General features: G+C 62.2%; 22 protein-coding genes. 11 read left to right on the top strand and 11 right to left on the bottom strand.

From position 1 onward, the window contains the following. Positions 1-7: 7 nt before the first annotated feature. The 4 genes from APH42_RS06255 to APH42_RS06240 form a co-directional block, all read right to left on the bottom strand. Positions 8-1,840 carry an ABC transporter ATP-binding protein gene (locus APH42_RS06255; protein WP_060492951.1) on the bottom strand — a complete coding sequence of 611 codons (1,833 nt, stop codon included), beginning with the start codon at positions 1,838-1,840 and terminating at the stop codon, positions 8-10. Positions 1,841-1,903: 63 nt separating this feature from the next. Beyond that, positions 1,904-2,461, bottom strand: coding sequence for a peptidylprolyl isomerase A (locus tag APH42_RS06250; protein WP_012273622.1), 558 nt, complete (start codon positions 2,459-2,461; stop codon positions 1,904-1,906). After that, positions 2,455-3,267, bottom strand: a complete 813-nt coding sequence (locus APH42_RS06245) for an alpha/beta fold hydrolase (RefSeq protein WP_060492950.1) — start codon at positions 3,265-3,267, stop codon at positions 2,455-2,457. The genes APH42_RS06250 and APH42_RS06245 overlap by 7 nt, the downstream gene beginning before the upstream one ends. 13 nt (positions 3,268-3,280) lie before the next feature. Next, complete coding sequence (locus tag APH42_RS06240) at positions 3,281-4,204, bottom strand: LysR family transcriptional regulator (protein WP_012273620.1); 924 nt, start codon at positions 4,202-4,204, stop codon at positions 3,281-3,283. A gap of 48 nt (positions 4,205-4,252) precedes the next feature. Between APH42_RS06240 and APH42_RS06235 the strand changes: the two genes are divergently transcribed. The 5 genes from APH42_RS06235 (at position 4,253) to arfB (ending at position 7,752) form a co-directional block, all read left to right on the top strand. Next, positions 4,253-4,576, top strand: a complete 324-nt coding sequence (locus APH42_RS06235; protein ID WP_012273619.1) for a hypothetical protein — start codon at positions 4,253-4,255, stop codon at positions 4,574-4,576. 100 nt (positions 4,577-4,676) lie between these two features. Then, the gene (locus APH42_RS06230) at positions 4,677-5,276 is read left to right on the top strand and encodes an FMN-dependent NADH-azoreductase (RefSeq protein ID WP_060492949.1); all 600 of its coding nucleotides are present in this window, start codon (positions 4,677-4,679) and stop codon (positions 5,274-5,276) included. A gap of 184 nt (positions 5,277-5,460) precedes the next feature. After that, entirely contained in the window at positions 5,461-6,336 is an 876-nt protein-coding gene (locus tag APH42_RS06225; RefSeq protein ID WP_012273617.1) for a carboxylate/amino acid/amine transporter, read from the top strand. 1 nt (position 6,337) lies between these two features. Further along, positions 6,338-7,273, top strand: a complete 936-nt coding sequence (locus APH42_RS06220) for an AEC family transporter (protein ID WP_012273616.1) — start codon at positions 6,338-6,340, stop codon at positions 7,271-7,273. A gap of 65 nt (positions 7,274-7,338) precedes the next feature. After that, positions 7,339-7,752, top strand: coding sequence for an alternative ribosome rescue aminoacyl-tRNA hydrolase ArfB (arfB, locus tag APH42_RS06215; protein ID WP_060492948.1), 414 nt, complete (start codon positions 7,339-7,341; stop codon positions 7,750-7,752). A gap of 16 nt (positions 7,753-7,768) precedes the next feature. On the opposite strand, the gene APH42_RS06210 is transcribed toward arfB, so the two are convergent. Beyond that, on the bottom strand, positions 7,769-9,070 hold the full coding sequence (locus APH42_RS06210; RefSeq protein WP_012273614.1) for a mechanosensitive ion channel family protein: 1,302 nt from the start codon (positions 9,068-9,070) through the stop codon (positions 7,769-7,771). A gap of 103 nt (positions 9,071-9,173) precedes the next feature. Between APH42_RS06210 and APH42_RS06205 the strand changes: the two genes are divergently transcribed. Then, complete coding sequence (locus APH42_RS06205) at positions 9,174-10,535, top strand: DEAD/DEAH box helicase (RefSeq protein ID WP_060492947.1); 1,362 nt, start codon at positions 9,174-9,176, stop codon at positions 10,533-10,535. A gap of 125 nt (positions 10,536-10,660) precedes the next feature. Here APH42_RS06205 and APH42_RS06200 read toward each other — a convergent pair whose 3' ends face one another. The 3 genes from APH42_RS06200 to APH42_RS29070 all read right to left on the bottom strand — a co-directional run bounded on the left by APH42_RS06200 (position 10,661) and on the right by APH42_RS29070 (position 11,611). Beyond that, positions 10,661-10,933, bottom strand: coding sequence for a hypothetical protein (locus APH42_RS06200; RefSeq protein WP_012273612.1), 273 nt, complete (start codon positions 10,931-10,933; stop codon positions 10,661-10,663). Between the two features lie 89 nt (positions 10,934-11,022). Further along, a complete protein-coding gene (locus APH42_RS06195) occupies positions 11,023-11,316 on the bottom strand; it encodes an addiction module antidote protein (protein WP_012273611.1) in 294 nt (97 codons plus the stop codon). Then, entirely contained in the window at positions 11,309-11,611 is a 303-nt protein-coding gene (locus APH42_RS29070) for a type II toxin-antitoxin system RelE/ParE family toxin (RefSeq protein WP_082421380.1), read from the bottom strand. Before APH42_RS29070 ends, APH42_RS06195 begins: the two co-directional genes overlap by 8 nt. A 176-nt stretch (positions 11,612-11,787) precedes the next feature. Between APH42_RS29070 and APH42_RS06190 the strand changes: the two genes are divergently transcribed. Both APH42_RS06190 and APH42_RS06185 read left to right on the top strand, forming a co-directional pair. After that, positions 11,788-12,183, top strand: a complete 396-nt coding sequence (locus APH42_RS06190; RefSeq protein WP_060492946.1) for a hypothetical protein — start codon at positions 11,788-11,790, stop codon at positions 12,181-12,183. Between the two features lie 105 nt (positions 12,184-12,288). Then, positions 12,289-13,215, top strand: a complete 927-nt coding sequence (locus tag APH42_RS06185; protein WP_060492945.1) for a DMT family transporter — start codon at positions 12,289-12,291, stop codon at positions 13,213-13,215. Here the strand turns inward: APH42_RS06185 and APH42_RS06180 are convergent. Further along, the gene (locus APH42_RS06180; protein ID WP_060492944.1) at positions 13,184-14,344 is read right to left on the bottom strand and encodes an MFS transporter; all 1,161 of its coding nucleotides are present in this window, start codon (positions 14,342-14,344) and stop codon (positions 13,184-13,186) included. The two genes, APH42_RS06185 and APH42_RS06180, sit on opposite strands and share 32 nt — an antisense overlap. 106 nt (positions 14,345-14,450) lie before the next feature. On the opposite strand from APH42_RS06180, the gene APH42_RS06175 reads away from it, so the two are divergent. Both APH42_RS06175 and APH42_RS30425 read left to right on the top strand, forming a co-directional pair. Next, positions 14,451-15,344 (top strand): LysR family transcriptional regulator, encoded by an 894-nt coding sequence (locus APH42_RS06175; RefSeq protein WP_012273606.1) that lies wholly within the window; start codon positions 14,451-14,453, stop codon positions 15,342-15,344. A gap of 124 nt (positions 15,345-15,468) precedes the next feature. Then, positions 15,469-15,597 (top strand): PA1414 family protein, encoded by a 129-nt coding sequence (locus APH42_RS30425; RefSeq protein ID WP_009683677.1) that lies wholly within the window; start codon positions 15,469-15,471, stop codon positions 15,595-15,597. 86 nt (positions 15,598-15,683) lie between these two features. On the opposite strand, the gene APH42_RS06170 is transcribed toward APH42_RS30425, so the two are convergent. Next, positions 15,684-17,063 (bottom strand): sodium:solute symporter, encoded by a 1,380-nt coding sequence (locus tag APH42_RS06170; protein WP_060492943.1) that lies wholly within the window; start codon positions 17,061-17,063, stop codon positions 15,684-15,686. A 275-nt stretch (positions 17,064-17,338) separates the two neighbouring features. After that, complete coding sequence (speB, locus tag APH42_RS06165) at positions 17,339-18,289, bottom strand: agmatinase (RefSeq protein ID WP_041166556.1); 951 nt, start codon at positions 18,287-18,289, stop codon at positions 17,339-17,341. Between the two features lie 225 nt (positions 18,290-18,514). On the opposite strand from speB, the gene APH42_RS06160 reads away from it, so the two are divergent. Further along, positions 18,515-19,408, top strand: coding sequence for a LysR family transcriptional regulator (locus tag APH42_RS06160; protein ID WP_012273604.1), 894 nt, complete (start codon positions 18,515-18,517; stop codon positions 19,406-19,408). Positions 19,409-19,510: the final 102 nt, after the last annotated feature.

The raw sequence follows: 19,510 nt of genomic DNA, 5'->3' as shown, positions 1-19,510 counted from the left end.
TGGGAGCCTAATCGACCCCGACAAAGCCCCCGGTCTGGTGGTGCCACAAGCGGGCATACAAGCCTTGTTGCTCCAGTAGCTCACTGTGGCTGCCACTTTCGACAATCCGCCCCTTGTCCAGCACCACCAGCCTATCCATGCGGGCAATGGTCGACAGCCGGTGGGCGATGGCAATCACTGTCTTGCCCTGCATCAGCGTCTCCAGGCTTTCCTGAATCGCTGCCTCCACTTCCGAGTCCAGCGCCGACGTGGCTTCGTCCATGATCAGGATCGGCGCATTCTTCAACAGCACCCGGGCGATGGCGATGCGCTGGCGCTGGCCACCCGACAACTTGACCCCGCGTTCACCTACATGGGCATCGAAGCCGGTGCGCCCCTGGGCGTCCGACAGCTGTGGGATGAACTCGTCGGCGCGGGCACGACGCACGGCTTCGAGCAACTCGGCCTCGCTGGCGCCGGGGCGGCCATATAGCAGGTTGTCGCGGATCGAGCGGTGCAGCAACGAGGTGTCCTGGGTGATCATGCCAATTTGTGCGCGCAGGCTGGCCTGGCTCACTTGGGCAATGTCCTGGCCATCGATGAGGATGCGCCCACCCTGCACGTCGTACAGGCGCAGCAGCAGGTTGACCAGGGTCGACTTGCCCGCCCCGGACGGGCCGATCAAGCCGATTTTCTCGCCTGGGCGAATATTCAGGTCAAGCCCTTCGATAACGTAGGCGGCTTTGCCGTAGTGGAAATCGACGTCCTCGAATCGCACCGCGCCTCGGCCGACCTTGAGTGCCGGCGCATTGGGCAGGTCGGTGACCGTGACTGGCTGGGCGATGGTCTGCAGGCCGTCCTGGACCATGCCGATGTTCTCGAAGATGCCGTTGACCACCCACATGATCCAGCCCGACATGTTGACGATACGGATCACCAGGCCGGTGGCCAGGGCGATGGCGCCGACCGTGATCATTGATTGGCTCCACAGCCACAGCGCAAGCCCCGTGGTGGTGACCACCAGCAGGCCATTGAGGGTGGTGATGACCACGTCCATGCTGGTGACCACGCGCGATGCAAGCTGGGTTTTTTCGGTCTGTTCGCGGATCGCTTCGCGTGCGTATTGCTGTTCGTAATCGGTGTGGGCAAACAGCTTCAGGGTGGCGATGTTGGTGTAGCCATCGACGATGCGCCCCATCAGCTTGGAACGGGCGTCGGAGGAGATCACCGAGCGTTCCTTGACCCTTGGCACGAAGTAGAAGAGCGCGGCGATGTAGCCGACGATCCACAGCAGCAGCGGCAGCATCAGGCGCCAGTCGGCCTCGGCGAACAGCACCAGCGAGGTGATGGCGTAGATCAGCACGTGCCACAGCGCGTCCACGGCCTGCACAGCGGAGTCGCGCAGGGAGTTGCCGGTCTGCATGATGCGCTGGGCGATGCGCCCGGCAAAGTCGCTTTGGAAGAAGTTCAGGCTCTGCTTGAGCACGTAGGTGTGGTTTTGCCAGCGGATCAGGCTGGTCATGCCGGGGTTGATGGTCTGGTGCACCAGCAGGTCGTGCAGGCCGAAAAACACCGGCCGCAGCAGCAGGATCACCACCAGCATCCAGATCAGCTCGCCACTGTGCTCGCTGAAGAAGTTGGCATTGGGCGTGCCCTGGGCCAGGTCGATGATGCGGCTGAGGTAGCTGAACATCGCCACCTCGATCAGGGAGGCGAACAGGCCGACCACCAGCAGGGCCAGGAAGCTAGGCCACACCTGGCGCAGGTAATACAGGTAGAACGGCCACACGGTAGTCGGCGGTGACTCGCTGGGGGCTTCGCGAAAAATGTCGATCAGTTGCTCGAAACGGCGGTACAGCATGGGTAACGGCACTCCTGTTCCATCCTGCCCTCAGGCGGTTTCACGTCCCTGTGAAGCCTGCGGTCAGTCGATGCGTTTGGCCGACTTGATGTACACCGGGTCCGCCGGTACATCGCGCATGCCTTTCTTGATGGTGGTCGGCGAATTGACGATCTGGTCGACCACTTCCATGCCCTTGGTCACCTTGCCGAATACGGCGTAGCCACGGTCACGCCCTGGGTTGAGGAAATCGTTGTCGGCCACGTTGATGAAGAACTGGCTGGTGGCGGAGTTCGGGTCCGAGGTGCGCGCCATCGACAGGGTGCCACGGGTGTTCAGCAGGCCATTGCTGGCTTCGTTCTTGATCGGGTCGTTGGTGTTCTTCTGCACCATCTGGTCAGTGAAGCCGCCGCCCTGCACCATGAAGCCCGGGATCACCCGGTGGAAAATCGTGTTGTTGTAGAAACCGCTGTCGACGTATTGCAGGAAATTCTTCGTGCTGACCGGTGCCTTCTCGGCGTTCAGCTCGATTTCGACCTGGCCGAAGCTGGTGTCCAGCAGAACGTGCGGGGTCTTGTCAGAGGCCATGACGCTGGTGGCGAAGGCGACCGAACAGGCGGTGAGCAGGAGTTTTTTCAGCATGGGCTCAAAGATCCTTGAGAGGTGGAGGCGGCTGCGAGGAACTGCAGCAGGGTCTGGTTGAAGACCTCGGGTTGATCGAGGGGGGTAGCGTGCCGGGAATCGTCGACGACGACCAGCCTGGCATTGGGCATAAGGGCGACGTAGCGTTCTTTCAGTTGTATCGGGGTGTAATCGTGGTCGGCGGCGATGACCAGGGTAGGACAGTGGATCTGCCCGATGCGTTCCTGCACGCCCCAGTCGACAATGGCGTCGAAACTCTTGAGGTAGGCGCGTTTGTCATTGCGTGCCCAGCGCTGGGCCATCGTCTGCCGCAGGTTTGCTTGTCGGGGCTTGGGGAACAGCCGCTCGGCCAGGCCCTTGCCCACGGTTTCGACACTCAGGACACGCGCCAGGCCCCAGCGCTTGAACCACCATACCCAGTCACTGCGGGTGCGGCGCTTGACCTCGGGGGCACTGTTGACGATGCACAAGCTGCGCAGCCATTGCGGGTGGTCGACGGCAAACTGGAAGCCGATCATGCCACCCATGGACAGGCCGACGAAGTGTACGGGGCCTGTGTGCAGGTGTTCGAGCAAGGCCAGCAGGTCGGCACTGAAGGTGGCGATCTGGTAACCGTCGCGGGGTTTATCGGAACGGCCGTGGCCACGGATGTCCATGAGGATTACCCGGTAGTGGCGGCTGAGCGCCGGCACCTGCAACTCCCAGTCCTGGCAGCTTGAGCCCAGACCGTGCAGCAACACCAGGGGTTCGCCCTGGCCATATTCCTCGTAATGCAGTGCGCATCCTTCGTGTTCGAAATAGGCCATGGGCGCGGTCCTCTCAAGCTTGTGGGGGGGCTGCGAAGGGCACGTCCAGTGGCGCGGTGTCGAAATTGCGCAGCAGGTCGATGAGAATCTGCGTAGCCGGGCCCAGGGTCTTCTCTTTGCTCGAATAAAGGTAGAACAGCGGGTGACGGCTGCCACCCTGATCTAGCGGTAAAGGCTTGAGCACGCCTTCGCGCAGTTCACGCTCGATCATGTGCCGGGGCAGCCAGGCAAAGCCCAGACCGCTGCTGACGAAGGTGGCAGCGGTGCCAAGGCTGCCGACGGTCCAGCGTTGTTCGGCACCCAGCCAGCCGACGTCGCGTGGCTGGGCGCGGCCGGAGTCGCGGATCACCACCTGCAGTTGGCTTTCCAGGTCCTGGAAGGTCAGTTCGCGGCCCAGGCGGTGCAGGCTGTGTTCGGGGTGAGCGACGGCGACAAACTCGACCGCGCTCAGTTCGGCGCCCAGGTAGCCGCCGATGCTGTAACTGCTGATGGCCAGGTCGGCGATGCCTTCGTGCATCACTTCTTCTACGCCAGACAGCACTTCTTCACGCAGGCGCACCCGGCAGCCGCGGCTCTGTGGCATGAATGCGGCCAGCGCGCGCACCAGGCGGGCACTGGGGTAGGCGGCATCGACCACCAGGCGCACTTCGGCTTCCCAGCCTTGTTCCATGTGGTGGGCAAGGTCTTCGAGCTGGCTGGCCTGCTTGACCAGGTGGCGCGAGCGGCGCAGCAGCACATTGCCGGCCTCGGTCAGCACCGCCTTGCGGCCATCGATGCGCAACAGCGGCACACCCAGTTGCTCTTGCATGCGGGCCACGGTGTAGCTGACCGAGGACTGCGAGCGGTGCAACGCCTCGGCGGCCTGGGCAAACCCGCCGTGATCGACCACTGCTTGCAGGGTTCGCCACTGGTCTAGTGTTACGCGCGGCGCTTTCATCTTTCGCTCCTGTTGTCCTAAGCTGCGCTCTTTCAAGGAGAGCGGCCGATGAAGAAATGTTGTGCGGCAATACTGATGTGCCTGCCCCTCGCGGCCATGGCGTACCCCATCGATGTGGAGAAAGAGCTGACCGGGGTCAAGCTCGACTACACCGCCTATGACACGGCCTACGACATCGGCGCCATCACCCTCAACAACTATGGGCAGGTCCCGGCGGCGTGCAAGGTGACCTTTCGCAATGGCCCGGAGGCACCGCGCGTGCGACGGGTGAACGTACCGGCCGGTAAAAGCGTCGATGTCACCGCCAAATTCAATCGGCAGATCATCAAGCTACGGATCGCCCTGAGCTGCAGCGCGGAACAAACTGATTAATCGATTGATTGAACCCACTTTTTACGCTTTTTTATCGATAGGTCAAGCCTTAATCTCACCTCCATCGAATCGCAACCCTATTTGCCGATGGAGGCACCCCATGTCCCGCGTACTGATCATCGAAAGCAGCGCCCGCCAGCAGGATTCCGTTTCCCGTCAGCTGACCGCTGATTTCATCCAGCAATGGCAGGCTGCTCACCCGGCCGATCAGATCACGGTGCGCGACCTGGCGGTCAACCCGGTGCCGCATCTGGATGCCAACTTGCTGGGTGGCTGGATGAAACCCGAAGAACAGCGCAGCGCCGCCGAATTGGATGCCCTGGCCCGATCCAACGAATTGACTGATGAGTTGCTGGCAGCCGACGTGCTGGTGATGGCCGCACCGATGTACAACTTCACCATCCCCAGCACCCTCAAGGCCTGGTTGGACCATGTGCTGCGCGCCGGCATCACCTTCAAGTACACGCCTACTGGCCCACAAGGCCTGCTGACCGGCAAGCGCGCCATCGTCCTGACTGCCCGCGGCGGTATCCATGCCGGTGCCAGCAGCGACCACCAGGAACCGTACCTGCGCCAGGTGATGGCCTTCATCGGTATTCATGATGTCGACTTCATCCATGCCGAAGGCCTGAACATGAGCGGCGAATTCCACGAGAAGGGCCTCAACCAGGCCAAGGCCAAGCTGGCGGCGGTAGCCTGAGATTCACTGAATTCCCAACCCTGACACCTGTTGTTGCTCCTTTGGGTGTATCTGCCCGGCCTGCATGGCCGGGTTTTTTTTGCCCGGCATTTTGTGCAGGCCAGTGCAGCCCCTACATTCCTCATGGTTGAACTCATTTGCCGCAACCCGCTAAGGTCGCGGCCTTGATTCACGAGAGGCAACCATGGGCTACCTGATAATCGTCGCGCTGATCCAGGCGTTTTCCTTCAGCCTGATCGGCGAGTACCTGGCCGGGCACGTCGACAGCTACTTCGCTGTGCTCGCACGGGTACTGTTGGCGGGCCTCGTGTTCCTGCCGCTGACCCGCTGGCGCCAGGTCGAGCCGCGCTTCATGCGCTCGATGCTGCTGATCGGCGCGCTGCAGTACGGCATCACCTACGTCTGCCTGTACCTGAGTTTCCGCGTGCTCACGGTGCCAGAGGTGCTGCTGTTCACCATTCTCACGCCGTTGCATGTGACCCTGATCGAAGACGCCATGAACCGGCGCTTCAACCCTTGGGCGCTGCTGGCCGCGCTGGTTGCGGTGGCGGGCGCCGGGGTGATCCGCTTCGACAGCATCAGCGGCGAGTTCTTCATCGGCTTCCTGTTGCTGCAGCTGGCCAACTTCACCTATGCCGCCGGCCAGGTGCTGTACCGCCACCTGGTTGCGCGCTACCCCAGCGACCTACCGCATTACGCCCGCTTTGGCTATTTCTACCTCGGCGCCTTGCTGGTGGTGCTACCGGCCTTTTTGTTGTTCGGCAACACGCAACACCTGCCGAGTACCGATGTGCAATGGCTGGTGCTGCTGTTCCTGGGCCTGTGCCCGACCGCGCTGGGGCTGTACTGGTGGAACAAGGGCGCATGCCTGGTTTCTGGCGGCACACTGGCGGTGATGAACAACCTGCATGTGCCGGTCGGGCTGCTGCTGAACCTGCTGATCTGGAACCAGCACGAGCCGCTGGGGCGGCTGTTCATCGGCGGCGGGATCATCCTGGCGTCGGTGTGGCTGAGCCGCCTGGGTGGCCGTGCGCAGGCGCCGATGGCCGGCAAGGCCTGACATGCACACCATCTTCGTCATCGTCGCACCGATTTTCGCCTTGATTCTGGTCGGCTACTTGTGCCGCAAAACCAACAAGCTGGGCGACAAGGCCGCCGCCGAAATCAACAAGATGGTGGTCTGGCTGTGCCTGCCGGCGTTGCTGTTCAAGGTGACGGCCACTGCCACCTGGAGCGAGATCTGGCACCCGGGGTTCATCGCAGCCTTCGGCGCGGGGGCCCTGGCCATGTTCGTGATCACCCTGCTGTGGCGCTTGACCAGTGGCCATGGCCTGGTGGCGTCGAGCATCGACGGGCTCAGTGCCGGGTATGCCAACACCGGCTATATAGGCATTCCGTTGTGCCTGCTGCTGTTCGGCCAGGCGGGCTTGCAGCCGGCGCTGATCTCCTCTTTGATCGTGGTGTGCCTGGTGTTTGCCATTTCCCTGACGCTGATCGAGGTCGGGCTGCAGGAAGAACGGCAAATCGGCCGCGCCATCGTGGTGGTTGGCAAGGCGTTGGCGAAGAATCCGTTGGTGATCTCGCCATTGGCGGGGGCGGCCTGGGCGGTGTCTGGCTGGGGATTGGCAGAGCCGGTGATGCATTTTCTCGACATGCTGGCGTTGGCGACCACGCCGTGCGCGCTGGTGTCGTTGGGCGCCTTCCTGGCCGAAAAGCGCCCAGGTGCGCAGGCCAGCCCATGGCCGCTGGTGGTCATGAAACTGGTGGGGCAGCCGGCGCTGACCTGGGTGCTGGCGTACAAGGTGTTCAGCCTGCCGAGTATGTGGGCGGCTTCGGCGGTGCTGCTGGCAGCGCTGCCGACCGGGACCGGCCCGTTCATGCTGGCGGAGTATTACAACCGTGAGGCGGGGCTGATTTCGCGCACGATCCTGCTGTCGACGGTGGCGTCGCTGGTGACCTTGACCGGGTTGCTGTACCTGCTGGGGTATGCGGGGTAGCGGCTGCTGTACTATGGCCGCGCGGCGCAGGCTGTGATAATGGGGGCAATCACAGGGGCCTTATCATGCTGACCATCTCCAACAATGTGCATCTGCCGGATGCCGACATCGAACTGACCTACATCCGTGCGCAAGGCGCGGGTGGGCAGAATGTCAACAAGGTGTCCAGCGCCGTGCACCTGCGCTTCGACATTCCGGCCTCGTCACTGCCCGAGTTCTACAAGGAACGGCTGTTGGCGCTGCGTGACAATCGCATCACCGGCGACGGCGTGTTGATCATCAAGGCCCAACAGTACCGCAGCCAGGACCAAAACCGCGCTGACGCCCTGGCGCGTCTTGCCGAGTTGATCATCGCGGCCGCCAAGACCGAGAAGAAACGCCGCCCCACCAAGCCCACCCTCGGCTCGAAGACCCGCCGCCTTGAAGGGAAAGCCAGGCGGAGCACTGTCAAGGCGGGCAGGGGCAAGGTGGACTTCTAGTGCAGCCCCGGTAATCTCAAGCTTCGCTCAGCTGTTCCAGGCGATGCTGGACAGGCTCTTGCGCCAAACGCCCGCTCAACCCCACCCGCATGTCATTGCCGCTCGGCTGCTGATACAGGCTCAAGCCAAACTCTGGCAACACCGCCAGCAGGTAGTCGAAGATATCCCCCTGGATCCGCTCATACTCCGCCCATGCCGTGGTGGTGGTGAAGCAGTAGATTTCCAGCGGCACGCCTTCGGCGGTGGTCTGCATCTGCCGCACCATGCAGGTCATGTTCGGGTGAACGTTGGGGTGGTTCTTCAGGTAAGCCAGGGCAAACGCGCGGAAGGTGCCGATGTTGGTCAGCTTGCGGCGATTGGCCGACAGCTCGGCGACAGGCCCCAGGGCTTCGTTCCAGTTCTGCAGCTCCTGGCGCTTGCCTGCCAGGTAATCGCCAAGCAACTGAACCTGGCTCAGGCGCTGTTCCTCTTCGCGGGTAAGGAAGCGCACGCCGGCGGCATCGATGAACAGGCTGCGTTTGATTCGCCGGCCCCCGGATTGCTGCATGCCGCGATAGTTGCGGAACGACTCGCTCATCAGGCGCCAGGTGGGGATGGAAACGATGGTCTTGTCGAAGTTCTGCACCTTCACCGTGTGCAGGGTGATATCCACCACGTCACCATCGGCACCCACCTGCGGCATTTCGATCCAGTCACCCACATGCAGCATGTCGTTGCTGGTCAACTGCACGCTGGCGACAAACGACAGCAGGGTGTCCTTGTACACCAACAGCAGCACCGCCGACATGGCACCCAGACCCGACAGCAGCAGCAACGGCGAACGGTCGATCAGGGTGGCGACGATGACGATCGAGGCGAAGATCCACAACATCATCTTGGCCAGTTGCACGTAGCCCTTGATCGAGCGGGTGCGGGCGTGTTCGGTGCGAGCATAGATGTCGAGCAGGGCATCCAGCAGGCACGACAGCGCCATGGTCATGAACAGCAGGGTAAACGCCAGGGCGACATTGCCGAGGAAGTGCTGGGCGGTGTCGGACAGCTCCGGCACCAGCTTCAGGCCGAACTGCAGTACCAGCGACGGGGTGGTTTGCGCCAGGCGGTGGAACACCTTGTTGTGGCGCAGGTCGTCCAGCCACTTCAGCGCTGGCTGGCGGGCCAGCAGGCGCGCGCCGTGCAGCATGAGGAAGCGCGCCAGGCGGCCGACCACCAGAGAAATCAGCAGCAACACCGCCAAGCCGATGGCAGCGTGCAACATGGGATGTTGGTCGAGGGTGCCCCACAGGTCGAGGGAGTCACGCCAGATTCTTTGTATATCCATGGGCTTGCGTACAGTCTTGTTGCGAAACGAAGCATCATTAGAGCGCGGATGGCGACAAAGTTGCCAAAAGAAATTCGGCTAAGGCGGCAGAAAACGTTACCCTATGCAACTGAATTTCCCGCACTTGCCTGAGGTTACCTCCGTGTTCTCCCAATTCGCCCTGCATGAACGCCTGCTTAAAGCCGTGGCCGAGCTTAAATTTGTCGAGCCAACCCCGGTGCAGGCCGCGGCCATCCCCCTGGCCCTGCAAGGGCGTGACCTGCGCGTGACCGCGCAGACCGGCAGCGGCAAGACCGCGGCTTTCGTGCTGCCGCTGCTCAACCGTCTGGTCGACCTGAGCGGCCCGCGTGTCGAAATCCGCGCGCTGATCCTGCTGCCGACCCGAGAACTGGCCCAGCAAACCCTCAAGCAGGTACAGCTGTTCTCGCAGTTCACCTACATCAAGTCGGGCCTGGTCACCGGCGGCGAAGACTTCAAGGAACAGGCCGCCATGCTGCGCAAAGTGCCGGACGTGCTGATCGGCACCCCGGGCCGCCTGCTTGAGCAACTGAATGCCGGCAACCTCGACCTGTCCCATGTGAAGGTGCTGATCCTCGACGAAGCCGACCGCATGCTCGACATGGGCTTTGCCGAAGACATGGAGCGCCTGTGCAAGGAGTGCGAGAACCGCGAGCAGACCCTGCTGTTCTCCGCTACTACCGGTGGCGCGGCCCTGCGCGACATCATCGGCAAAGTGCTGAAAGACCCTGAGCACCTGATGCTCAACAGTGTTTCGCAACTGGCCGAAGGCACCCGCCAGCAGATCATCACCGCCGACCACGACCAGCACAAAGAGCAGATCGCCCAGTGGCTGCTGGCCAACGAAACCTTCGACAAGGCGATTATCTTCACCAACACCCGCGCCATGGCCGACCGCATCTACGGTCACCTGGTGGCCAAGGACGTGAAAGCCTTCGTGCTGCATGGCGAGAAAGACCAGAAGGACCGCAAGCTGGCCATCGAGCGCTTCAAACAGGGCAGCTCCAAGGTACTGGTAGCCACCGACGTGGCAGCCCGTGGCCTGGACATCGACGGCCTGGACCTGGTGATCAACTTCGACATGCCACGCAGCGGTGACGAGTACGTACACCGTGTGGGCCGCACTGGCCGTGCCGGTGGTGAAGGCCTGGCGATCTCGCTGATCACCCACAACGACTGGAACCTGATGTCGAGCATCGAGCGCTACCTCAAGCAGCAGTTCGAGCGCCGGGTGATCAAGGAAGTGAAGGGCACTTACAGCGGGCCGAAGAAGGTCAAGGCTTCGGGCAAGGCTGTTGGGACCAAGAAGAAGAAAGTTGACAAGAATACCGGTGACAAGAAGGCTGCCGCCAAGCGCAAGCCAACCGCCAAGCCGAGGGCCAACGCACCGCTGGCCAGCGCTGACGGCCTGGCGCCGCTGAAGAAGCGCAAGCCTGCTGCCGAGTAACATTCTCAAACAGTGTTGTCTTCTTCGCGGGCACACCCGCTCCCACAGGGTCATCACAGATCTTAAAGGCTGTGTTGTAACTGTGGGGACGGGCTTGCCCGCGAAAACCTTGGCACAGGTGACAACTAGTCAGCCTTCTTTTCCGCCGTTTTCAATTCTTTGATCCGCTGGTCTATCAGCTGACACTTGTCGGGCAAGTCCTTGCTCGCCGTCTCCAAATCCATCCCCTGAAGCTCGTCATTGATCTCCTTGGCCTTCTGCGGGTTTTGTTCGGTCAATTGCGTGACCAACCCGGCAAGCTCTTCACGTTTTTGCGTTGCTTCTTCCGGTGTGCAGGCCCAGGCGGGCAGGGCGCAGAGCAGGGCTGTGGCGCAGGCAATGGGCAGTAGCGGTTTCATCCTTTCTACCTCCAGCGGTGGCTATGCGCGGTGGAGGGCTAAAGGGGCGTGGTAGTTCAGCGTTAACGACCGATGGCGGAAACAGTCACTCAGCCAGCAAGGTGGGGGCGCGCCGTCATGTCTATGCCTAATGCCTTCATTACGGTCAGGAACGACTTCAGGGTCGGGTTGCCGTGCTCGCTGAAAGAGCGGTAGAGCTGTTCGCGAGACAGGCCAGTTTCTTTGGCCAGTTCGCTCATGCCCTTTGCACGGGCCACCACGCCAACCGCTTTGGCAACATAGCCGGCATCGCCAGTCTCAAGTGCGTCGGTCATGAACTGCGCGATTGCTTCGGGCGTTGTGAGGTACTCGGCGGGGTCGAATTCGGAAAAGGTTTCAGTCATTTTGCATCCTCCACGAACGCAGAATCTGGTGGGCTGCCTTGATGTCACGCTGTTGGCTGCTTTTGTCGCCACTACATAACAGAATGACGAAAGTGTTGCCCGTCTGATGGAAGTACACCCGGTAGCCAGGCCCGTAGTTAATCCTGAGTTCACTGACGCCATGGCCAACCGGAGATACGTCGCCAGGTAAACCCTCCATTAACCGGTTGATCCGAGAAATGATGCGGGCTCTGGCGCTGCTGTCCCGCAGGCCGGTCACCCAATGTCTGAAACTGCTGGATTCGATTTTCTTCATCGAGTGAATGTAGTTTATAAACTACAGGCGGCAAGTCAGCAAATGGTTTCTGCCTGTTGCCGCCTAAGCGGCTTCTAGCAATGGCATTTCTTCCAGCGTTCATTTTTCGGAACACCGTCCTCACCGGCAGGTCCCAACCTGTGTACCCCTTCCGTCTACAGCAGGAGCCCATCACCATGAGCATCACCTACGACTGGGACCTGATCGAACGCTTGCTGCACGAAGTGCAGAATGGCGCCGGTCACAGCTTCACGCCCCGCCCTTATGCCGAGCAGCATGCCGCAGCGCTGGCCGCCAAGGGTGAGCCACTGGGCGACTTGGACCACCTGAAAACCCGCGCCTGCGAGTATGAAAAGCTGCTGTTCGAGCGTGGCTTTATCGAGAGCCGGCACGAAGACGACGGCGGCAATGGAGAAAACTTCGTGCTGACCGAACGCGGTTCGCGCTTGATGAGCCTGATCGACAGCAGCATCCCCGGCTTCGAGCACCCGCGCCAAGTGCTGGATGAGCAGGAAGATGCCTTGGACGAAGCGACGTTCGAACGGGTATCTGCGAAGGCACAGATTGCTTGATGTCGTTTTAAGGCTGGCAAGTGCGGCGCTGGAAACCCGATAATCGGTAGCTTCTGAACGCTGCCGAGCCTTGCCCATGCCCACGACGATCCCAGAGGCCCGCTTATGAGCGCGGTCCGCAAGAACCCAGACGCCTTTGCATTCCAGGTGATGCTGGGGCTGTGCCTGATCTGGGGTTGCCAGCAGGTGCTGATCAAGACCGCTGCTGTCGACATCGCCCCGGTGATGCAGGCTGCGCTGCGCAACGGTATCGCTGCCGTGCTGGTGGGCCTGATGCTGTGCTGGCGTGGCGGTTGGGAGCAGGTCGGCAGCACCTGGCGCGCCGGGCTGGTGGCAGGCGGGCTGTTCGGCGTGGAGTTCCTGTTCATTGCCGAGGGCCTGAAACTGACTTCGGCGGCGCATATGTCGGTGTTCCTCTATACCGCGCCCGTATTTACCGCGTTGGGCCTGCATTTCCGGCTGCCCAGCGAACGCTTGCGGCTGTTGCAGTGGTTGGGGATTCTGCTGGCCTTCGGTGGAATTGCCATGGCGTTTGCAGGCGGCATGTCGTTCGAGCAGATGGATGGCCGAATGCTGCTGGGCGACGCCTTTGGCGTGATCGCCGGGCTGGCCTGGGGCGCGACCACGGTGGTGGTGCGCTGTTCACGGCTTTCGGAGGCGCCAGCCACCTTGACCCTGTTCTATCAGTTGGCGGTCGGTTTTGCCGGGCTGCTGTTGATTGCCCTGCTCAGCGGGCAGATCGGCGCGGTGTCGCTGACGCCGCTGGCGATGGGCAGCGTGCTGTTCCAAGGGATTGTGGTGTCGTTCATCAGCTATCTCACCTGGTTCTGGTTGCTGCGCAAATACCTGGCGTCGAACTTGGCGGTGTTTTCGTTCATTACCCCGCTGTTCGGGGTGACGTTTGGTGTATTGCTGCTCGATGAGCCACTGAGCGTGAATTTTGTGGTTGGGGCGTTGATGGTGCTGCTGGGGGTAATTCTGGTGAGTGCCGAGCCTTGGGTTAAGCAGCAGTTGCGGCGGTTTGTAGGCTAGTACGGGCCATTCGCACTAGCCCCCCGGCCACTACCAACCCGGCTGCAGCCAGCATCAGCGCCGGCTGTAGCCCGCCGCTGTAATGGCTGCTGAGCGCCGCCAGCAACGGCCCGCTCAACTGCCCCAGGGCAAAGCACGCGGTCAGCAGCCCGGCATTGCGCTGGGTGGCATGTGGTGCCAGCTCCCGCGAGCGCTGCATCACCAATTGCATGCAGGCCAGGAATGGCCCGCCGCACAGCACTACACCCAGCGCCAACCCGATGCCTCCGCCCATCAGGCAGGCCAGCACGCCCAGCCCTTGCAACCACAGGGTGGCCGCGAGCCAGCGCGCGGTGCTACTGCCACGGCGCAGGCTCACCAACAGCACACCCAGCGCCGCCGCCAGGCCGAACGCCGGCCAGAACAGGTCGGCCAGCCACTGCCCGCGAAATTGCTGATTGGCCATCTGTGACAGGAAGGTGGCCGGCAGGATGTAACCCACGCCATACAGTGCATACACCAGCCCCAGGCGGCCAATGCCGCCGCTGCGGGTCGGGCCTTGCTGCTCTGGCAACGGAGCTGGCGCGGCTTGCAGCGACCGTGGCAGCCAAGGCCGCACGGCCAGCAGCATCACCAGTGCAGCCACGGCATAGATCAGCCACAGTGCTGCCGAGCCCAGCCCCAACAGATGCGCCACCAGTGCCAACAGCCCCGTCACGGCGATGCCCAGGCCGGGCCCTGCAAACACCAGGGCACCTAGCCGTTGGCGGTTGTGGGCATTGGCCACCTGTTGGCTGAGGCTGGTGATCATCACCAGCACCCAGGCACTGGCCACGCCGGTGCCAAAGCGCAGCAGCAGGTGGCCCCAGAAGCCTTCGGCAGCCCAGGAGGCCAGTGTCAACAGCACGCACAACCACAGCCCGCCATGCAGGCGCAGACGCACCTGGCCTGGCGAGCGAGCGAACATGGCGTCCACCGCGCCTATGAAATAGCCCAGGTAGTTGGCCGCCGCCACCAGCCCTGCGACTGTCAGGTCGAACTGGCCTTCGGCAATCAGTTGTGGCAATTGCGGGGTGAGGGCGAAACGGCCGATGCCCATGGCCATCATCAGCGCCACGGCGCTGGCCAGCAGTTGAATGAGTGGCGACATGACAGGTCTCCTGCACGGATGTAAGCGATGGTTGGCAGGTTAGGGCGATTTTATTTTCAATAAAATTGAATAATGATGATCAAGTTGTTCTGTTTTGGAGAATGCTGTGGAGTTCAGCCAACTGCGTATCTTTCAAGCCGTAGCCGAGGAAGGCTCGGTCACCCGTGCCGCCGAACGCTTGCACCGGGTGCCATCGAACCTCTCGACACGTTTGCGCCAGCTTGAGGAGCAACTGGGTGTCGAGCTGTTCCTGCGCGAACGCCAGCGTTTGCAGCTGTCGCCTGCGGGCAAGGTGCTTCTGGACTATGCCCACCGCATGTCGGCCCTGCGCGACGAGGCGCTGGCTGCCGTGCGAGGCGGTGAGCCGGCCGGGGACTTCGTGCTTGGGACCATGTACAGCACGGCGGCGACCCATCTGCCGGCATTGCTGGCGCGTTATCACCAGGCATACCCGGCAGTGAACCTGCAAGTGCGCGCCGCACCCAGCGGCGAGCTGCTCGAAGGCCTGCTCAGCCACCGCCTGGATGCCGCTCTGGTGGATGGGCCGCTGAACCTGGCCGGGCTGGATGGCGTGCCGCTGTGCGATGAGCAACTGGTGCTGATCACCAGCCCCGAGCACCCGGCGGTGCATACTGCCAAGGACGTGGCAGGCAAGGCGGTGTTCACCTTCCGTCAGGGCTGCTCGTACCGCATGCGTCTGGAGGCGTGGTATGCCCATGCCCATACGCCGATGGGCCGGGTGATGGAGATCGAGTCGTACCAGAGCATGCTGGCCTGTGTAATCGCCGGTGCGGGTGTGGCGATGATGGCCCAGTCGATGCTCGACAGCCTGCCCGGGCGCGACCGGGTGAGGGTACACCCGCTGCAGGCGCCGTTCGACCAGGCGGTTACCTGGCTTATGTGGCGTCAAGGGATGCGCGGGGCTAATCTGCAGGCATGGATCGACCTGCAACAAAGCGAAACGATTAGCCAGTCGTCGGAATGCGCCGCCACGGCTTGATCCGCGTCAAAATGGCCCTTATCTGTAGGAGCAGAGGCATGCGTAATACAGGACATCGGGCTATGATCTGTATGAAGCATCGCAGGATTGATTCGCCGTGAGGTTGACCCGTCAAGGGGGCATTATGAATAAACCACTGTCAAACTGGCTCCACGACCTGGCGGTCGCCTTGGGGCTGATTCCACCACCCTTGCAGCCGGTGCCGATCCCGACTGATGAAGAGCAGCGCAAGCGCCAACCGCGTCGTCGCTGATTAAAGACAAAGGCCGCTGCACCTGGGTGGGTGCAGCGGCCTTTTAGTGTCTGCTGATTGTCTATTGCCGGTCCGGGCGATAGCTATCAGGCCAGATTCACTGCACCGACTGGTTTGCGCGACATCAGGCTAACCACTACAAAACTCACCAAGCCAATCGCCAGGCTGTAGTAGATCGGTGTATTGGCCTCCAGCCCGTCCTTGAACATGAACAGCAGCGCAGTGGCAAAGCCCAGCGACATGCTGGCAATCGCACCGGCAGTGGTCGCACGTTTCCAGAAGATTGCCCCGATCAGCGGGATCAGCATGCCGCCGACCAGCAGGTTGTAGGCGAGGGTCAGGGCGTTGATCACATCGTTCACCATCAGCGCGATGCCCAGCACCACCAGGCCGGTGAGCAGGGTGAACAGGCGGCTGATCCCCAGGCTCGATTGCTTGCCGCCACGCAGCTTGGGCAGCAGGTCTTCGGTCACAGTGGTCGAAGCGGCCAGCAGGCCGGCACTGGCGGTGGACATCATGGCTGCCAGTGCTGCGGCCATCAGCAGGCCACGGATGCCATCGGGCAGGGTGCTCTTGATCATCTCGGCAAAGGCGTTGTTCGGGTTGGCCAGGTCGGGCATCAGCACATGTGCCGCCATGCCGATGGCAGCGCAAGCCAGGCCGTACACCACACAGTACACACCGGCGACGGTGCCGGCACGCTGGCAGACCTTTTCATCGCGAGCAGTGAATACACGCTGCCAGATGTCCTGGCCGATGAGAATGCCGAAGAAGTAGATCAGGAAGTAGGTAACGATGGTGTCCCAGCCAATGGTGGTCAGCTGGAAGCTGGCCGCTGGCAATTTGGCCACCAGGGTGTCCCAGCCACCGGCCTTGTACAGGCACACCGGCAGCAGGATGAACATCAGGCCGACGGTCTTGATCACGAACTGGACGATGTCGGTCAGGGTCAGCGACCACATGCCGCCAATGGTCGAATACAGCACCACCACACCGCCGCCGAGCAGCAGCGAAGCCCAGAACGGCAAGTCCAGCAGCACTTGCAATACGGTGGCCATGGCCAGGGTCGAGGTGACGCCGATCATCAGCGCGTAAGCCAGCATGATCACGGCGCTGGCCTGACGTGCGGTAGGGTTGTAGCGTTGCTCAAGCACCTGGGTCACGGTGAAGATGCGCAGGCGCAGCAACGGTTTGGCCAGGAACAGGTTGATGGCGATGATGCCCAGGCCCAGGGCTGCGCACAGCCAGAAACCGGAAATGCCGTGAACGTAGCCCAGGCGCACAGTGCCAACGGTAGAAGCGCCACCGAGCACGGTGGTGGCCATGGTACCCATGTACAGCACCGGGCCGAGGTTGCGCCCGGCTACCAGGTAGTCTTCATGGGTTTTCGCGCGTCGCATGCCGTACCAGCCCAGCCCGAGCATGCCGGCGGTGTAGATCATTACAACAATGATGTCCAAGGCCATTGGGGGTCTCCCGATTATCTTTATTATGGCGAGATCGACCACGCGGGCGGCTTACGGCGCCCGGCGGTCTTGTCGTGTTGTTGGCGGGCCTCTGTGGCCCTCCCTCATGGCTCCTGCCGGGGTATTGCAAGTACTGCCAGCTCTTTTGTAGGAGCGGCCTTGTGTCGCGATTGGGCCGCAGAGCGGCCCCGGCAATCTATGCATCACGGCCACAAACCGGGGGCCGCTTTGCGGCCCGATCGCGACACAAGGCCGCTCCTACAAAGGGCCGTCGGTCAGCGGCGCACGACGCCTGGTAGCACGCAGAGCATTTCGAACAGCAGGTTGGCACCGAGCAGCGAGGTGTTGCCGGTGGTGTCGTAAGGCGGGGAGACTTCGACGAGGTCACAGCCGATCAGGTCCAGGCCGTGGCAGCCGCGAATGATCTCCATCGCCTGGATGGTGGTCAAGCCGCCGATTTCCGGGGTACCGGTGCCGGGTGCCCAGGCCGGGTCGATGCCGTCGATGTCGAACGACAGGTACACTGGGCCGCCGCCGACTTTTTCCCGCACTTCGGCCATCAAAGGTTCCAGCGACTTGTGCCAGCATTCTTCGGCCTGGACCACACGGAAACCCTGGCGGCGGCTCCAGTTGAAGTCGTCGGCGGTATAGCCCTGGGCGCGCAGGCCGATCTGTACCACGCGGTCGCAATCGAGCAGGCCTTCTTCCACGGCGCGGCGGAAGGTGGTGCCGTGGGCGATCTTCTCGCCGAACATGTGGTCGTTGACGTCGGCGTGGGCGTCGATGTGTACCAGGCCGATCTTGCCGTGCTTCTTGTGCAGCGCACGCAGGATTGGCAGGGTGATGGTGTGGTCGCCGCCCAGGGTCATCGGGATGACGTTGTGCTCGACGATCTCGTCATACGCTTCTTCGATGATGCGCACGGCGTCCAGCAGGTTGAAGGTGTTGATCGCCACGTCACCGATGTCGGCCACCGACAGCGAGTCGAACGGGGCGGCACCGGTGGCCATGTTGTACGGGCGGATCATTACCGACTCGGCGCGGATCTGCCGTGGGCCGAAGCGGGTGCCGGAGCGCAGCGAGGTTCCGATGTCCAACGGTACGCCGATGAAGGCGGCATCCAGGCCTTTGGCGCTTTGCAGGTGGGGGAGACGGAGCATGGTGGCGATGCCGCCGAAACGCGGCATTTCGTTGCCGCCCAGTGGTTGGTGGAGAGTCTTGTCCACGGTGGGCCTCATCAGTCGGTCGATTGTTCTGTTTGTTCGAACCTGTGCCGCCGCGCGCCTTTCAAGTGTGGTTTTGCCGGCGGGCAGGGACATTTCGGCCAAGTCTGCTCAAGGTAGTGCCCGGGAAGAATCGCTACCGACAAATACTTAGTTCAGGATTTTCTGAACTAAAGGCTGGCGGAGCGGTTAGACTGCGCGCAAATACCCTCGTGGAACCGTTGCACCATGGCCTCGACCCTGCCCGACCTGAAACTGCTGCGCATCTTCATCAGCGTGGTGCGCCACCAGGGCTTCGCCAACGCCCAGCGCGAACTGAACCTGTCCACCTCGGCCATCAGCACCTACATGAGCCAGCTGGAGGGCGCTTTGGGTATCGTGCTGTGCCACCGTGGGCGTGGGGGCTTCAGCCTGACCAGCAAGGGCGAGCTGTTCCATCAGGAAACCCTGCGCCTGCTGGCCGAGCTGGACGGCTTCGAGCAGTATGCCGCCGCCCTCAAGGGCGAGTTGCGCGGCACCCTCAATCTTGGGGTGATCGACTCCACGGTCGGCGACCGTGCCTTGCCGCTGGCTGAGGCCATCGGGGCCTATAGCCAGGAGCACCCGGCGGTGCACCTGCATCTGTCGGTGTCCAGCCCTTACGAGCTGCAATTGGGTGTGCAGGACAACCGCCTGGACCTGGCCATCGGCGCGTTTTCTTCGCGCATGAGCGGGCTGCTTTACCAGCCGCTGTACCGTGAACAGCATTGGTTGTACTGCAGCAGCCGCCATCCGCTGTACACCGAGCGGCGCATTCCCGAGCAGGTGGTGACCCAGCAGCGCATGGTCGGGCGCGGCTACTGGAGCCAGGCCGAACTGGCCCGGCATGGCTTCAAGCACAGCGCGGCAACAGTGGAAAGTATGGAGGCGCAGTTGATCCTGATCCTTTCCGGCGCCTACATCGGCTACTTGCCCGAGCACTACGCCCAGGCCTGGGTCGACAAGGGCGACTTGCGCGTGCTGTCGCCGTCGACTTTCGGTTACCAGGCCCCGTTCTCGCTGATCATTCGCCGTGGGCGTAGCCGTGAACCGTTGATCCAGACCTTCCGTGACCTGCTGAAAAGCCAACTCAACGTGGGCTGAGATGCGACGTATTCATGCATTCCGTCGGGAGGCGTTAAATTCTGGCAAAAGCTGACCGCTATCCTGATAGCGCTCTGCTACACATCAACTTGCGCTGATGAT

This window comes from Pseudomonas sp. NBRC 111140 (assembly GCF_001320885.1).
In the GTDB taxonomy this organism is placed as follows: Bacteria; Pseudomonadota; Gammaproteobacteria; order Pseudomonadales; family Pseudomonadaceae; genus Aquipseudomonas; species Aquipseudomonas putida_P.
The sequence above is the reverse complement of the archived record's forward strand: the minus strand, read 5'-3'. Positions and strand labels throughout refer to the sequence as shown.